Genomic DNA, 15,468 nt, shown 5'->3' with positions numbered 1-15,468 from the left:
AAGGTCGGGAGGACGCATGAGGATCTCTAAACTGAGGATTGAGAACTATCGGAATCTCGATGGAGTGTCGATTAGTTTTGACGAGGACGTGAGCTATATTGTCGGCGAGAACAACCTCGGCAAAACGAATGTGCTTGACTTGCTCAATACAATTTTCAATCAAGCGACGATTAGCGAAGAGGATTTCGCTGACATTGAAAAGCGCGCAGGGGCTCTAGTAACTTTAAAGTTGGACGAGGACGAGATCGGAATAACGGGGCTCGACATCGATCCTACGACCGGAAACACTATTACCATCTGCGCTTTTGCTGACGACCCGGATTCTCGAATTGAATTTAAGGCCGAAGGGAGCGGAGAAAGTATTCCACCCTCTCTGATGCGATCCGTTCACATGTTCAGGTACTCGACTGCATCCTTTAATAGGGGAGACCTGGCGTTTGATGGTACCCGAGGTGTCGGTAAAGTTCTCTCCAAAGGTATCGCTCTTTATCTAGATAAGGAGGGTAAAGAGGTCTCCGATTTTCTGGATGGGAGCGAGCTCGAAGGTCTGGTTGCAGATCTCGGCGAAATCGTCGGCGACGTCCCGATCCTGTCATCATATGGTGTGAGGCCTGGCGTCGATTCATCGGATGGCGGAACGCTTGGAAGTTTGGTTACCTTGCTTGACAAGAGGGGCGTTCATTTTAAAAAGGCAGGGGTAGGCTTGCAGTACCTCGCTATTGCCTCGCTCTCGATAATCGAGAGCATTATGCGTCTTTCGCCTAAACGCCTTCAAGAGAGCCTTTGCTCAGATGATGATGACAGACGCGTGCTGCATGCCGTTCTGGCTTATGACGAACCCGAAGCCCACCTTCACCCGTATATGCAGAGGCGTCTCTCGAAGAGCTTGCATAGGATTTGCGAAGGGAAGGATGATAGATTCAATGCTCTTCTAAAGGACTATTTCGGAATTGATTCAATCAAAGCTCAGCTGATCATGGTGACGCATTCGCCTAACATTCTGGCTCGCGGCTATAAGAACATTGTGCGATTCGGGCAGGGCGAAAATTCGCCGAAGGTCATATGCGGTAGGGATATTGACCTGTCCGACAAGGTTGAAAAGCATCTTATGCTGAACTTTGAGTCGATACGAGAGGCCTTTTTCGCGCGGTCGGTTTTGGCTTTTGAGGGGCAGACAGAGTCTGGAGCCATTCCGGTGTTCGCTCGCAACCTTGGGATGGATCTGGATGATTATGGAGTTGTGCCTATCAGGGCCGGCGGGAAAAAGAACGTTAAACCACTCTGTGAACTTCTGGGCAAGTTCGAGATTCCAAATTATTCAATTGTCGACAGAGATGAGGATGAGCTGCAAGAAACTTCTGAAGACCATATAACGACAACCGAACGGGATTTCGAAGGTGAGGTCGTTGACTCGTTCTTCGCTAGCGATAACCAGGGTGCGTTTATTGCGCTTCTTGAGTCGATTGATCCTTTTCAGAGGGCAACTTGCATCAAGGGGAATAGTAAAGCTTTGAAAAGCGCCTGTGCTGTCTACGGCGTTAACTTGCGGGACCCTGAATACGATTTCCGGGGATCGGAGTTTGACGGGTTATTCGCAGACACGCCCAAATCACGTGCGCTTATGTATGCATGGCTTTCATCGAACAAGGGCGTCGTGTCTGGCGTCGCCCTCGCGGAGGCTCTTGGTGCTAATGGCGTTCCCACATGTTACAAAAGTATTATTCGCAAGGCCGTGGGGCTCGAATGCTGATGAGTCAGACTGACCTGCGGGATAGTGTTAGAGCCGAGATTGAGGCGCGCTGTGGTGGGGATGCATCGCAGTGCTCCGCGATTTTCTCGCCATCAAAGAGGGTGTTCGTGGAGGCGCCGGCAGGCTACGGGAAGACCACGGTGATGACTGGGCGGGCTTGCTGGCTGCTGGCATCTGGCGAAGTCCATCCGCCAAAAAGGATTTTGGCCCTGACCTTTAGCGTTGCCGCCGCGCGGAGGATGCGTATGGATTTGGGCATCACTATGTCGGCACTTCCTGGTCCCGTGGCCAAGCGTTTTGAGGACAGCGTCATGGCGACCAACTTCCGCGGCTTTGCTTGGGCTCTGCTACGCAGATACTGGAAATCGCTCTCGCTCCCAGTGAACGTTGGCGAGCTCTCTATGGTTGATGACAACAGCGCCGTTAGCGAGCTGGTTTCGCGAGGTGGCAGGCTGACCTGGGATGGAAAGAATGCCGTTGACGACTTCCTCCGCTTCATGAGAAACGGTCAGGAAATGGACTTGAGGCGTGTGATGTTTTCCTTTAATAGGATCATCAAGGAAAGGTTTGCATCGAACGGTCTCTTGCCATACTCCGCAATGATTTCCCTTGCAATTGAATTGCTCGCTCATTTTCCCAAGTTAAGGTCCTATCTGTCGGCAGCATATCCTGTCGTGCTTGTCGACGAGGCGCAGGACACGAACGCGTTGTGCTATGTCTTCCTAAGGGGTCTGATTTCTGATGAGTCGGGGATCTGCATGTTCGGCGACCCCATTCAGCGTGTTTATGGTTTTATTGGTGCAATGGAAGGCTTAAAGGCAAAGGCCACTACCGACCTGCGTCTAACGCCGTTGGAACTCGAGTATAACCATAGGTTTTCTGGGAGATCTATCGTCGGAGAGCTCGGTGCTGCGATTCGCTCCAACATGAAGGGCACCATTGCCGGCGGTACGCCCCGACTTCCCATATTTGTTGGCTCTACTCAGCAAGACGAAGCGACTGCCATCGTTTCCAAGGTTACGGCGCTCGCTCAAAGCAGTGGCGGGAGGATTGCGATTCTTGTTCGTAAGCGTGGTGCCCTTGCCGATCTCATTATGGAAGAGCTTGCTAAAGAAGGTATCTCTTACTTCAACGGACTCTTCTCGGATACAAGTCGGGGGTTCATCGAATTCAATGCGTTTGCTTTATCCAGGATTACCGATGCAGTGTCTGGAGAAAAGGGCGTCAGCCGGTCTGCTGCGGACAAAATAATCGACTCCATCTCTGATGAACTGCTGACTGGCTCCAAGAGGTTCGAGTATGGGCGGTCCTATGCCATGCTTCTAGGAGCGCTGCGGAAACACCTTAAAAATGACTGCGTCGCGATGGGACCTTCGGAGCGCTTCGACTATATCGTTAGTATCTTTTCCGAGGGCTCCCTGCGACGTTTCTCCGATTACCTTGATGTGGGCATCTCCATGATGACCGTTCACTCCGCTAAGGGGCTCGAGTGGGACACCGTTTTCATTCCGGGCGTTACGCGTTTCGATTGGCCTGGAGGGATTTGCTCTCGTTGCGAAAATGCTGGTATATGCTTACGTTCTGCGCGAGGTTGCCAGATTGCTGATGCGAAGAAAATGCCAGATGGGCTTATTGAGGAAATAGGCCTGCTGTACGTCGGCGTCACTCGCGCCCGCAAAGCGGTATACGTCTCCGCTTCGATGCAGCGCAGAACAAATTACGGGAACTATCAGGTTGCCTGCCCCTCTTGCCTAACGTCTCTTCCGGGCATTGAGCCTGTGAGCTGGACGGTCATGGACGGGGAGGGGTGATTGCCGGTGGGATGGAGCGTGTCTGCTTCTGACGCGAGGTCCGGTTGCGGCCCTTACTATGGTCTCATGGAGTGTGCCCAAGCTGCTCTTTGACTAGAACGGCTTGGGCACTGGCGTCTTGGTAGGATGCGGTGTTTGTTTAATTAGCCACTGTTGAATATTGCGAAGCAGCACCGTGGCATTGCGCCTAGGCACCGGGGCCGACATGAGTCCCGCGCCTTCTTCTTGCTAACGTCCGGTTTCGCCCCGCTGCCGCATGTTGACTTCGCTCATTGTTGGTACGGGTCGTATTATGCACGTCTTTGTCCGTGACGGCTGTTTCTTCTAGGATGAAGTGGTCGAACGATCGGCTCTTATGCTAATGAGCTGAGGCTATTTAATAAAATCCTTCCTCCTGATCCGACCAAGGTGGCGGTCCAGTTCGTATATAGCGTCAATGTAAAGCTCGGCAGAATCGCGTATGTCTCGCATGTCGAGGCAGCATCTTTCAAAGTGCAGCTTGCCTTTTTGTTCTTTGGCGCTGCGGATATTGCGACATGTCATCAATGCGATGTCATTATCGCCCACGCAGTTGATTCTTGAAAATCCTTTTGGTGTGATGCGATAAATAACTGCCTTAGGAAAGGAATCAAGTAGGCTTTTCCCTCTTATGTCAATGCAGATTCTTCCTTCTGATCCAAAACCATAATCTTGATGTCTAGTTGAATTGAGGGGGTGGGCAATAACTGCCGAGCGAACAACTTGGAGATATTTGCTCGCGTCGTCGAGTTCACTTTGTTTAGAGAACTCAAAATCGTTTTCGATCTCTTTTCGAAGACAGTTCCCTTTAATTTGCCAGAAGCATCTTTTATCCAAGTAGCAAGTGCCACAAGATAAACGGTGTCCTTTGGGTTGGGCAAGAAGCCCCCGCCGATAGTGGAATTGAAATCTTGAATGCTGTATTTAGCCTTAAGGATGAGATCGGACATTAATTCATAATGATCGGAGTCCTTCCAGGGCCATTTCTTCCATATGCCGCCTCCGTGTTCAACTAAATCATCGGTGGTCTTTAGTTTTTCGATCGCTTGCATGTCACTCCTGTCTATTCGATTTGTTGCAGCGCTTCTTTTGTTGTCTTGATGTCAACATGGTGCCATTTAATGGCTATAATCTGCCAGCTATCCAAAGAATGAGTCCAAAGGTTGATTTGGAGGATTGGCGGCATAGGATTGACGGACCCGGAGTTCTCCCTTAAAGTAAGTCTTGTGATGAGGCCTTGCGACGGTACGTCCGGCTTGGTCCGTGGGAACCGCCGAAAGGCGGTTTTCGCGTTTAAGGGGCCCAAATGGATAAACCATTTAAATCTATTGATGAGCAGATTGCTATTCTTGAAAGCCGTGGACTCGAATGCGATAACAATACTCGTTTAGTTTTGGAACGCGAGGGATACTATCCGGTTATTAACGGCTACAAGGATTTGTTTCTCGACCAGCGTGGAGATTCTTGCCACGAGCTATTCGTAAAAGGTACGAAGTTTTCTGATATATATCGTTTATTCGAATTTGACCGTTCATTGCGTCTGCTCATGTTTGAATACTTTAACAAGGCGGAAGCAGTGCTTAAAACCGTCTGTTCTTATCGTTTCGCAATGGCCCATAAAGATAGCCCGGAGGCATACCTGGATAGAAGATCCTACCGTGCCGATGCTGGTTATCGAAAAAAGATCGACATGCTTATTGGTGATTTCGAGAAGGTGCTGTGTAGGTCTCAAAAATGGAAAAGCGATTATAAAAGGGACTACATTCGGCATTATGAGAATAATCACGACAATACGCCGGTATGGATTCTTATGAATTATTTGATGCTTGGTCAGGCATTCAAGTTCTATGAGTTTCAGCCAGAAAGCATGAGAAATTCCATTGCCAAGTCGTTTTCTGATCTTTATTCCGAGACGCATGAAGTCGATAAGCGCATCAGCCCGCGTAGGCTAAGACTTGCATACGATCACATTAAAGATTTTCGAAATATCTGTGCGCATGACGAACGTCTATTCTGCGCCAGGGTGTCTCCGTCTCACGATGTCAATCTAGTAGGGGTTTTAAGCGATCTTGAGCTAGTGCTGACTGAGGATGACTATAAGATGTTACGATGAAATATACTGCTTGATGCACTTAAGTTGAGCGACGAGCTCAGCAACGATGCCAGCGCAAAGGTGCTTTTCGCTATGGGTGTTAACGATTTATCGAGTGTGTTTCCTAGGGAAATATTGGGGTCGTAATCGACGCGAGCGATGAATTTACTCTACAAGTTGGATGCGCATGAGATTGCGCAGAGCGGGCGGGACGTTGCCCATTGGTGGCGTCCCGCCCGCGCTTCGTTGGCTATACGTGATGCGGCAGCTCCAGCATGAGGCCGTCTCGCGCTTCTTCGAGACTCGCCTGGCCTGCCTATGCGTTTTGCTAGGCGGGCCTTCTTATGCCGCGGGTGTGGATAGCCTTACCATTGTGGGGCAGACCTTCGACGAGCCGGGTGTCTCGGGCCCCGGCTGGGTGGCGCGCACGTTATTGCTGCTGGCGACGGATCGGTCGATGATTGTCGCTTCTTTGGTGTGTACGCCTCCGATGGCCAGTTTGCCATGGACGCCTCCTGGGTGTACGCGACCGGCGCCATAGCCGATGTTGTCTGCGAGAGTGACTCACTTACGTCCGCGCAGTTTGTGACGCCGGCGGGCGGGGCCTTTGGTACCGCCTGCGTGATGGACGCCAGCGGGGCCGTAGCGCTGCGTGTGGTAATTGAACCCGCGGGCGCCCTGCCGCCGGCGGGGAAGACCCAGCCCGGTACCGATGAACCTGCCGGTGGCAATCCCGCGGGGGATACAAAGCCCGGAAGCGAAGCGAAGGAAAGCATAGCGACGAGAACAAGCCCAGCGAAGATTCCGCCCCCACGCCTGATTCGTCGCCCAAGTCGGACGCCAGGCCCGCGTCCGCGTCCATCAAGACGCCTGCGACCAAGACCACCAAAAAGACCAAGCCCACAACAACGCAAGCCGCCGCGCTCCCTAAGACCGGCCACGGCGACTGGGCGGTTGCGTGCCTTGCCTTCGTCTTCCTAGGTATGTTATTGCTCACCATAAAAGTTCGGGCTCTTCGCTGGGGGCCTTATGTGCCAATGTAGTTTCTACTGCCTCTTTCCCGCATTTCTCTGAGTCAATAATGCAGATTGCTTGAACTCGGCTTGGGGCTTGCCATGTATTTGAATTTGGCTAAACTTAACCTATAAGTTAACCACATTTGGTTTTATCTGAGGCGGAGGGGGTGGCCTTTGGTTAGTGACTATGAACTTGTCGAATATGCTGATCCCGAGGGACGACCTTTTTGGGAACTAACCACCTCCCCTGAGAACTCTCAATTTCAGAAGATGATGTCTGATCCTAAAACGAAGTTTACCGCCCGTAAAATGATCAATCAGATTTCAAAAGTCTATGACTACGGGCTAAAGGATGTCAGTGGAACGTCAAAGCTTCGATGTATCGAGCCTAAGATTGGACTATACGAACTCAAGGGTTTTGATGGGGTTAATCGAGAAATGGTCTACGCGATTTGCCAAGGCGTGGACAAGATTGTTTTGCTTTTTTGGTTTAAGGGCCATCAAGGCTCGGGAAATATTTCCAAAGAAATTAAACGCGCAAAACAGTTGGCCCCGATAGCAAAGCAGCTTTTGGAGTCATAGCGTCGGCTTTTTTGCCCGCTTACGAAACGGAGACTTGTAATGGTTAAGGTCGATTTATCAGACTTTTACGCGGAAACGGAAACGAGCGAAACCCGTGCCTATGAGCACGCACTAGATATTGAGTTTATTGTTCATCGCGAGATGCAGCGCTCGGGCTTGAGTAAAAGTGAGCTGGCAAAGCGTATGGGCGTGAGTCTTCAGTCGCTTTCGAAATTGTTGAATTCTCAGCCCAACATGACGCTGAAAACAATCGCAAAGTTTGAGCTTGCGTTGGGTATCAAAATCATTCCTCAGGTCATTTCCAGTTATTCGAATGAGGCGCCGTTTTCTTCGTCTAATAACTCTGTCCGAGAACAATGGTCTTCATTTAACAGCGACTGCTCGGCGAAACGATTGAACTTTGAGATGATTCCGGGAGGTTTGGCTGCATGAGCAAGGATTTCATTGCGCCTATTCAGGTTGTTCATTTGTTTGTTGTCGACTCAACTTTTCATATCGAGAATGAGCCCTCCCAGAATATGGATTTAAAAGTTGACGTTAGCTATCAGGACGTCCATCTATTGAGGAACAAGGCGGGCGAGCGTGCAGACTTAAAGCTGTATGTGTGTGGCAGTCTGATTGATAGGGACGATGCAAAAGAAAAAATGCGCGCTGATGTGACGGTTGCTATTTCGGTGTCAACAAAAATGCCGTTCGACATTTCAGACGATGAAGCGCGCCGTTATCTTCTCTCTAATGCGATTTCCATGGCGTATGGTCACGCTAAGAGCTATCTGATGGTCGTTACTGGACTTTCGCCCATGGGGGCTTTGACGCTGCCGGCAATTCTTCCTTCGGAATTGGCAGCGGACAGCGATGCATCTTTCCAAAGTGAGTAAGTTGTTCTCGAGTTGGATTTTGCCTGCCGCTGTGTGCAAATGTAACGGGGTGCCGAATCGGTAGTCTGACTGATTCGGCATTTATATTTCGAAGTTTCTAGTTGAAGCCCTGCGATGCCCGTGCTGCGACAGCTAAATTGACCGTGACGTCCCGTCTTGCGACACGCATGTAGCTCCGCACGGGTATCATGGTGAAAGCGATTTCAACGACAGGGGTGCTCGTGGTAAAGATGAAAGATGTGGCCGAGCTGGCGGGCGTTTCGAGCGCCGCCGTCTCGCGCTACCTCAATGGTGGGTATATCTCGGCGGACAAGGCCGAGCGCATTAAGCAGGCGATTGAGCTGACCGGATACGTGCGATCCAGCCAGGCTCGCGCGCTGCGAACCGGTTCCACCAAGCTCATCGGCGTCATCGTGCCTAAGATTAATTCCGAGTCGGTGAGCCGCATTACGGCGGGCATCGGGCAGGTGCTTGGCCGCCGCGGCTACCAGATGCTTCTTGCCAATACCGATAACGTCCCCGATCGCGAGCTCGAATACCTCGATTTATTCCAAAACCATCCGGTCGATGGCATTGTGCTGGTGGCAACTATGATTACCGGCGAGCATCGCCGGGCGATTGAGTCGTGCCGTGTGCCCATTGTGTTGATCGGCCAACATGTCGAGGGCGCGGCGTGCGTCTATCACGACGATTACGAGGCCGCTTTCGAGCTGGGTCAGGCACTCGCGAAGCGTGCTGAGGGCAAGATCGCCTACATCGGAGTTGCCGAGGAAGACCGTGCCGCCGGTTATGACCGTCGTCGTGGTTTTGAGGCCGGCTTGCGCGCCGCGGGCGTGGCACTTGATTCGAGCCTGATTTGCCAGGGGTCCTTTACGCTCGACTCGGGCTATCGCGCTGCACGCGAACTGCTCTCCGTCGATCCCGATGTTTCGCTTATCGCGTGCGCGACCGATACTATGGCGGCCGGCGCCCTGCGCGCTCTTGACGAGGTTCGCGGCATGGGCGAGGGTGTGCGTCGCGTGAGCGGTTTTGGCGACAACGCATTTTTGCGCGCGCTGACGGGCGGCATTCCCACCGTGCATTACGGCTACCTGACCAGTGGCGTCGAGGCGACTAATATGTTGCTCAATACGCTCGATGGCGTGGAGGGGGAGAGCGGTTTAAAGACGCTCAAGCTCGGCCATCAGCTGATGAATGTCTAGGCTTACGTGATCTACCGCGCGCTCAACATTTAGGCGTTCAGTCGCCTATCGGCGCTATACTGCAGCCGTTGCCCACGATGCGGGGAACACCCGCATCGTGGGTTTTTGTTTTGAAGGGACGGTACCGCATGGGCGTACAGCAGCTAGAAGAGGCCTGGGCTTTGAGGACCGGCGCGCGTGAAGCGCGGTTGCTCGCGGCCTCGCATGTGCCAGCAGCGCTGTCGCAGCTGGGGATTGTGCGTCCCGGTGACCGCTTGGTGGCCTTTGCGGACGACTTTGCCGATGCGTTTGCGTGCGGCTTTGATGGCTGCGATGTCGCGCTGGTGGGCTCGCCGTCCGCCGAGGCGTTTGCCGCTGCGTCCGAGGGCTTTGATGCTTCGTTTGATGCCGAGGGTCCGCACCTGTGGTGGTTTGTGAACTCCATCGGCGGGTTTGGTCTGCGTGTGCCCGATCTGCGCGCTCTGGGTCGGGCGGCGCGTGAGGCCCATGCGCTGCTGGTTGTAGACAACACCGTGGCGTCGGCTTTTGGCTGCGATTCGCTGCGGCTGGGTGCTGCGCTGTCGCTCGAGGCGCTCGATCGCGTGTGCGCCGGCAAGGCTCCGCGCAAGCTCGTTGCCGCTTCGGTGGCGCGTTCGCAGCTCAAGCGCCATCATGTGGATGCTGCTGCCGAGTGCGCGAATGCGTTGTTTGCGGGTTGCCGTGCTTTGTCACTCGACCTTTCTACCGAGGAGGCGGGTGTGCTGGAGCGGGGGCTGGACACGCTCGATGCCCGCATGCAGGAGCATTTCGACCGCGCCCGTGCGCTGGCCGAGTATCTGGCCGCCAACGAAATGGTGCGCAACGTGCGCTATCCCGGGCTGAGCTCGCATCCTGACCATGCTGTTGCAACGGGAATCCTGGAGCACGGATTTGGGCCAGCAGTTGAATTTGACCTTATTGAGCGTAGCGCGGGAGAGCTGTTCGATGCTTTGCCGGGGGAGTTTCGCACATCGCCCGCCGGCGGCGCAACGACGCGCCTCTCTGCTCCGCGAGGTAAGCAGGGGAGCACCATCCGCCTCTTCGCCGGCACCGACAACCCCCTGGTCGCGGCAGCCGCCCTAGACAACGCCCTCCGCAAGTAGCTAATTTGGGACGGGGCTTTTTTAGCTACCCAATGTCATTTTTTGCTATGAGTCAAGAATGCTCTGGATGGTAGCTAAAAAAGGCCCCGTCCCAAATTGGCTACTCTTTGATGCTGGCGATGAGGGCGTCGGCTTTGGTGGCAATGACTTGGTTTATGTCGGCCTGCAGCTCCTCGTAGACCGCTATGGCGCGCTCGCCGGCAGGCGTGAGCGTGGATCCGCGGGCGCCGTCGCGCTCGATGAGTTTGCATCCCAGCTGCCCTTCGGCTTCGTTCACAATGCGCCAAGCCTTGGAATAGGCCATGCCCATGCTTTTGGCGGCGCGGTTGAGCGAGTGCTCGCGGGCAATACCCTGCAGCAACAAGACGCAGCCGTGACCAAACACGCCCGGCAGATCTTTGTCGCACGCTTGAATGACCAACTTTGCCGTCGTCTTGTACTCCATGTGCCTTACGTCTCCCCGCTAAAGCGTTTGCTGGGCAAACGCAAAGCGTGCGTCAAACCCTCGTGTGCTCTTCTTAAATCATGCATTGTAGCAGTCAAAGTGCGTTAAGATACTTCCCCAGTATTGGGCGCCCAAGGTTGGGCTGGGTCCTACGAGGCCTGCAGCCGACCGGTCGCATGGAAAAAGGAGAAACATGGCTACGTTCTTTCCCGGTGAGTCCCACACGTTTTCGGAGTATCTGCTGGTCCCTGGCTACTCGTCCTCGCAGTGCATCCCCAACAACGTCTCTCTCAAGACGCCGCTAACCCGCTTTAAGCGCGGTGAGAAGCCGGCAATCACCCTGAACATCCCCATGGTTTCCGCCATCATGCAATCCGTCTCGGGCGTCGACATGGGTGTCGCGCTCGCTACCGAGGGTGGCCTGTCCTTCATTTACGGTTCCCAGAGCGCCGAGTCCGAGGCCGCTATGGTCAAGGCCGTCAAGGATCACAAGGCCGGCTTCGTTCAGTCCGATTCCACGCTGACACCCGACATGACCATGGAGCAGGTCATCGAGCTCAAGGAGAAGACCGGCCACTCCACCATGCCGGTCACCGACGACGGCACTCCCAAGGGCAAGCTCCTGGGCATTGTCACCAGCCGTGACTATCGTCCCAGCCGCGATGACCACCAGAAGAAGGTCTCCGAGTTCATGACCCCGCGCGAGCAGCTCATCGTGGGCGACAAGAACATCAGCCTCAAGGTTGCCAACGACGTCATTTGGGACAACAAGCTCAACGCCCTGCCGATCGTCGACGACAACGATCACCTTATGGGCATCGTTTTCCGCAAGGACTACGACAGCCACAAGACCAACCCCAACGAGCTGCTCGATAACGACAAGCGCTATATGGTCGGCGCCGGTATCAACACCCGCGACTATGCCGAGCGCGTGCCGCTGCTCATCGAGGCTGGCGCCGATGTCCTGTGCATCGACTCCTCCGAGGGCTTCAGTGAGTGGCAGAAGCGCACCATCGAGTGGATTCGCGCCAACTACGGCGAGGACGTCAAGGTCGGTGCCGGTAACGTCGTCGACGCCGAGGGCTTCCGCTTCTTGGCCGACTGCGGTGCCGACTTCATCAAGGTCGGTATCGGCGGCGGTTCCATCTGCATCACTCGCGAGACCAAGGGTATCGGTCGTGGCCAGGCCACCGCGCTGATCGACGTCTGCCGCGCCCGTGACGAGTACTACGAGGAGACCGGTGTTTACGTGCCCGTGTGCTCCGACGGCGGCATCGTCTACGACTACCACATGACGCTCGCCCTTGCCATGGGCGCCGACTTTATGATGCTGGGCCGCTACTTCGCCCGCTTTGACGAGAGCCCGACCGAGCGCGTCAACGTCAACGGCCAGTACATGAAGGAGTACTGGGGCGAGGGTTCTGCGCGTGCCCGCAACTGGCAGCGCTACGACCTGGGCGGCGCCGCGAAGCTCAGCTTCGTCGAGGGCGTCGACTCCTACGTCCCGTACGCCGGCTCCCTCAAGGACGGCGTGGGCGGCACGCTTTACAAGGTCAAGTCCACGATGTGCAACTGCGGCGCCCTCTCGATCCCCGAGCTCCAGGAAAAGGCACGCCTGACCCTGGTCTCCTCGACCTCGATCGTCGAAGGCGGAGCCCACGACGTAGTCGTGAAAGACTCCCAGCAGTCTGTGTCTTATCGATAGGATAAGAGCTGCACATAAAGGTTGAGTTTCAACCACGTTATTTAGATAAAGCGAGATGCCTGCAAGTCGCAGGCATCTCGCTTGTTGTATTTGCTATCATCAGTCAAGTTAACCTTAGGGTCGGGCGGCTTAGCTTTGTTCGCTACAAGTTCCGCACGCAAAGAAGAGCACTTAATGTGCTCTTCGTCTTGCGCAGGACTGTCCGCAGTAGCGAATAAAGCTAAGCCGACCGACCCCATTAAAGATTAAAGGAGCTGATATGTGCGATTGCACAGATCATAAGGATGAGATCCCTGCCTACGACGCGCAGGCCATTGAGTCCAAGTGGATGAAGGCCTGGGAGGACTCCAACCTCTTTGCCGTCGACACCGACGCCAGCAAGCCCAAGAAGTACGTGCTCGAGATGTTCCCGTATCCGTCGGGCGACCTGCACATGGGCCACGCGCGCAACTATACCATCGGCGATGCCATGGCCCGTCAGGCCCGCATGCGCGGCTACGATGTGCTGCACCCCATCGGCTTTGACGCCTTTGGCCTGCCCGCTGAGAACGCTGCCATTAAGCACAACACGCAGGCTGCCGCCTGGACGTATAAGAACATGGACCAGGCGCTCGCCACGATGAGGCGCATGGGCTTCTCCTACGACCTGGATCGCACCGTTAAGACCTGCAGCCCCGACTACTATCGCTGGGGTCAGTGGATCTTTGAGAAGATGTGGGAAAAGGGCCTGGTCTATCGTAAGAAGAATCCGGTTAACTGGTGCCCCACCTGCAAGACCGTTTTGGCTAACGAGCAGGTGACCGAGGGCAAGTGCTGGCGTTGCGGCACCGAGCCCGAGAAGCGCGATCTTGAGCAGTGGTACTACAAGATTACCGAGTACTCCCAGGAGCTGCTCGATGACCTGGAGAAGCTCCCTGGCTGGCCCGAGCGCGTCAAGCAGATGCAGGCCAACTGGATCGGCCGCTCCGAGGGTGCCGAGGTCGACTTTACCCTGTGCGACGCCGATGGCGAGCCCATCGAGGGCGACGAGGGCAAGATCACCGTCTTCACCACGCGCGCCGACACGCTCTTTGGCGTCTCCTTCTTTGTCCTGGCTCCCGAGTACGCCCGTCTGCACGAGCTCGTCGAGGGCACGGAGTACGAGGCGGCCGTCACCAAGATCGTTGAGGACTCCAAGCACATTTCTGCCGTCGAGCGTGCCCAGGGTACTCTCGAGAAGCACGGTGCCTTTACCGGCCGCTACGTGGTGAACCCCGTTAACGGCGAAAAGGTCCCCGTGTGGGTTGCCGACTACGTTGTGGCCGACTACGGCACCGGCGCCGTCATGGCCGTTCCCTGCGGCGACCAGCGCGACTTTGAGTTCGCACGCAAGTATGATCTGCCGATCGTGCCGATCATCCTGGACGATGACGACCGCGCAGCCGTCGAGGCCAGCGGCGAGACCATCGATACCTTCCATGCCGAGACCGTCGACTGGGATTGCGCCCATGCTGCCGAGGGCACGCTCGTCCAGTCCGGCAAGTACACCGGAATGCGCGGTGGCAAGCACTCCGAGGGCGAGGCTGCCATCGTGGCCGACCTCGAGGCCATGGGCTGCGGTCGTCGCAAGGTCGAGTTCCGTCTGCGCGACTGGCTCATTTCCCGTCAGCGCTATTGGGGCAACCCCATCCCGGCCATCCACTGCGAGCACTGCGGCATCGTACCCGTGCCCGAGGACCAGCTGCCGGTGACGCTGCCCGAGAACTTGGACCTGGGCGCCGGCGAGACGCTTGCCGAGTGCAAGGACTTCTACGAGACCACCTGCCCGGTCTGCGGTCGCCCGGCCAAGCGCGAGACCGATACCATGGACACTTTCACCTGCTCCAGCTGGTATTACCTGCGCTATACCGATCCGCACAACACCGAGCTGCCCTTCTCCCGTGAGGCCGCCGACCGTTGGATGCCCGTCGATAACTACATCGGCGGCATCGAGCACGCCATTCTGCACCTGCTCTATAGCCGCTTCTTTACCAAGGCCCTGCGCGACCTGGGTCTGCTGAGCGTGGACGAGCCCTTCACTAACCTGCTGTGCCAGGGCATGGTCAAGGACGAGAACGGCGAAACCATGTCCAAGTCCAAGGGCAACGTCGTGCCCCCGAGCTCGGTCATCGAGCCCTACGGCGCCGACACCATGCGTCTGGCGATCCTGTTTATCGCCCCGCCCGAGAAGGATTTCGACTGGGACCCCAAGGCCGTTGATGGCGCCAACCGCTTCATCAAGCGCGCCTGGCGTATCGTTTGGCAGCTTGTCCAGTCTGGCGACGCCAGCGTGGCCTTCGACAAGTCAGCGCTCGACGAGGTTGCGATGAAGCTCTATCGCGAGCGTCACCGCACCATCGCCAAGTGCACCGAGGACTTCGATCGCGGCCAGTTCAACACCGCCATCTCGGCCGTCATGGAGCTCGTCAACGCGGCGAGCGCCTACCTCAACGCCACTGAGGTCGCTTCCCGTGACAAGGCGCTGTGCTACGGCGTGGCTAAGGATATCGTGAGCGTCCTTGCCCCCATCTGCCCGTTCTGGGCCGACGAGCTGTGGCATGAGGCGCTCGGCTGCGAGGGCAATGCCTACACCGCCGCCTGGCCCGAGTTCGACTTGGCCGAGTCCATAGAGGACACGGTGCAGATCGTCGTACAGGTGCTCGGCAAGGTCCGCGGCCGCATCGACGTCGCCCGCGACGCCTCCAACGAGGAGATGCAGGCTGCCGCTGAGGAAGCCGTCGCCAAGTGGCTCGAGGGCAAGACGGTCGTCAAGGCCATCTGCGTGCCCGGCAAGCTGGTCAACCTGGTGGTCAAATAAGCTCTGCGCGTA

General features: G+C 55.6%; 12 protein-coding genes. 10 read left to right on the top strand and 2 right to left on the bottom strand.

What is annotated here, in order from left to right; all coding sequences use genetic code 11:
- Positions 1-16 precede the first annotated feature (16 nt).
- Both DW136_RS01820 and DW136_RS01815 read left to right on the top strand, forming a co-directional pair.
- On the top strand, positions 17-1,750 hold the full coding sequence (locus DW136_RS01820; RefSeq protein WP_118065298.1) for an ATP-dependent endonuclease: 1,734 nt from the start codon (positions 17-19) through the stop codon (positions 1,748-1,750).
- Entirely contained in the window at positions 1,744-3,561 is a 1,818-nt protein-coding gene (locus DW136_RS01815; RefSeq protein WP_233546512.1) for a UvrD-helicase domain-containing protein, read from the top strand. The genes DW136_RS01820 and DW136_RS01815 overlap by 7 nt, the downstream gene beginning before the upstream one ends.
- Before the next feature lie 647 nt (positions 3,562-4,208).
- On the opposite strand, the gene DW136_RS01805 is transcribed toward DW136_RS01815, so the two are convergent.
- Positions 4,209-4,631 carry a hypothetical protein gene (locus tag DW136_RS01805; protein ID WP_118288955.1) on the bottom strand — a complete coding sequence of 141 codons (423 nt, stop codon included), beginning with the start codon at positions 4,629-4,631 and terminating at the stop codon, positions 4,209-4,211.
- Between the two features lie 254 nt (positions 4,632-4,885).
- On the opposite strand from DW136_RS01805, the gene DW136_RS01800 reads away from it, so the two are divergent.
- From DW136_RS01800 to DW136_RS01775, 6 genes are all read left to right on the top strand, one after another.
- On the top strand, positions 4,886-5,692 hold the full coding sequence (locus DW136_RS01800; protein ID WP_118065304.1) for an Abi family protein: 807 nt from the start codon (positions 4,886-4,888) through the stop codon (positions 5,690-5,692).
- Positions 5,693-6,861: 1,169 nt separating this feature from the next.
- Entirely contained in the window at positions 6,862-7,269 is a 408-nt protein-coding gene (locus DW136_RS01795; protein ID WP_118065308.1) for a hypothetical protein, read from the top strand.
- A 39-nt stretch (positions 7,270-7,308) separates the two neighbouring features.
- On the top strand, positions 7,309-7,701 hold the full coding sequence (locus tag DW136_RS01790; protein ID WP_055251172.1) for a helix-turn-helix transcriptional regulator: 393 nt from the start codon (positions 7,309-7,311) through the stop codon (positions 7,699-7,701).
- The gene (locus DW136_RS01785) at positions 7,698-8,147 is read left to right on the top strand and encodes a hypothetical protein (RefSeq protein ID WP_055251170.1); all 450 of its coding nucleotides are present in this window, start codon (positions 7,698-7,700) and stop codon (positions 8,145-8,147) included. Before DW136_RS01790 ends, DW136_RS01785 begins: the two co-directional genes overlap by 4 nt.
- Positions 8,148-8,377: 230 nt before the next feature.
- The gene (locus tag DW136_RS01780; RefSeq protein WP_233540507.1) at positions 8,378-9,349 is read left to right on the top strand and encodes a LacI family DNA-binding transcriptional regulator; all 972 of its coding nucleotides are present in this window, start codon (positions 8,378-8,380) and stop codon (positions 9,347-9,349) included.
- A gap of 128 nt (positions 9,350-9,477) precedes the next feature.
- Complete coding sequence (locus tag DW136_RS01775) at positions 9,478-10,470, top strand: PLP-dependent transferase (protein WP_158567526.1); 993 nt, start codon at positions 9,478-9,480, stop codon at positions 10,468-10,470.
- 100 nt (positions 10,471-10,570) lie between these two features.
- On the opposite strand, the gene DW136_RS01770 is transcribed toward DW136_RS01775, so the two are convergent.
- Positions 10,571-10,915 carry a winged helix-turn-helix domain-containing protein gene (locus tag DW136_RS01770; protein WP_117854558.1) on the bottom strand — a complete coding sequence of 115 codons (345 nt, stop codon included), beginning with the start codon at positions 10,913-10,915 and terminating at the stop codon, positions 10,571-10,573.
- A 193-nt stretch (positions 10,916-11,108) separates the two neighbouring features.
- Here DW136_RS01770 and DW136_RS01765 point away from each other — a divergent pair, with 193 nt between their 5' ends.
- Both DW136_RS01765 and leuS read left to right on the top strand, forming a co-directional pair.
- A complete protein-coding gene (locus tag DW136_RS01765; RefSeq protein WP_099431630.1) occupies positions 11,109-12,620 on the top strand; it encodes an IMP dehydrogenase in 1,512 nt (503 codons plus the stop codon).
- 259 nt (positions 12,621-12,879) lie between these two features.
- On the top strand, positions 12,880-15,456 hold the full coding sequence (gene leuS / locus DW136_RS01760; RefSeq protein WP_118288954.1) for a leucine--tRNA ligase: 2,577 nt from the start codon (positions 12,880-12,882) through the stop codon (positions 15,454-15,456).
- Positions 15,457-15,468 lie beyond the last annotated feature (12 nt).

Origin of the sequence: Collinsella sp. AM12-1 (assembly GCF_003472325.1) — a bacterium.
In the GTDB taxonomy this organism is placed as follows: domain Bacteria; phylum Actinomycetota; class Coriobacteriia; order Coriobacteriales; family Coriobacteriaceae; genus Collinsella.
The sequence above is the reverse complement of the archived record's forward strand: the minus strand, read 5'-3'. Positions and strand labels throughout refer to the sequence as shown.

Bases quoted from the DNA above. Each gene is read 5' to 3' on its own strand.
- DW136_RS01820 (WP_118065298.1), top strand. From the start codon at position 17: ATGAGGATCTCTAAACTGAGGATTGAGAACTATCGGAATCTCGATGGA.
- DW136_RS01815 (WP_233546512.1), top strand. From the start codon at position 1,744: ATGCTGATGAGTCAGACTGACCTGCGGGATAGTGTTAGAGCCGAGATT.
- DW136_RS01805 (WP_118288955.1), bottom strand. From the start codon at position 4,631: ATGCAAGCGATCGAAAAACTAAAGACCACCGATGATTTAGTTGAACAC.
- DW136_RS01800 (WP_118065304.1), top strand. From the start codon at position 4,886: ATGGATAAACCATTTAAATCTATTGATGAGCAGATTGCTATTCTTGAA.
- DW136_RS01790 (WP_055251172.1), top strand. From the start codon at position 7,309: ATGGTTAAGGTCGATTTATCAGACTTTTACGCGGAAACGGAAACGAGC.
- DW136_RS01785 (WP_055251170.1), top strand. From the start codon at position 7,698: ATGAGCAAGGATTTCATTGCGCCTATTCAGGTTGTTCATTTGTTTGTT.
- DW136_RS01780 (WP_233540507.1), top strand. From the start codon at position 8,378: ATGAAAGATGTGGCCGAGCTGGCGGGCGTTTCGAGCGCCGCCGTCTCG.
- DW136_RS01775 (WP_158567526.1), top strand. From the start codon at position 9,478: ATGGGCGTACAGCAGCTAGAAGAGGCCTGGGCTTTGAGGACCGGCGCG.
- DW136_RS01770 (WP_117854558.1), bottom strand. From the start codon at position 10,915: ATGGAGTACAAGACGACGGCAAAGTTGGTCATTCAAGCGTGCGACAAA.
- DW136_RS01765 (WP_099431630.1), top strand. From the start codon at position 11,109: ATGGCTACGTTCTTTCCCGGTGAGTCCCACACGTTTTCGGAGTATCTG.
- leuS (WP_118288954.1), top strand. From the start codon at position 12,880: ATGTGCGATTGCACAGATCATAAGGATGAGATCCCTGCCTACGACGCG.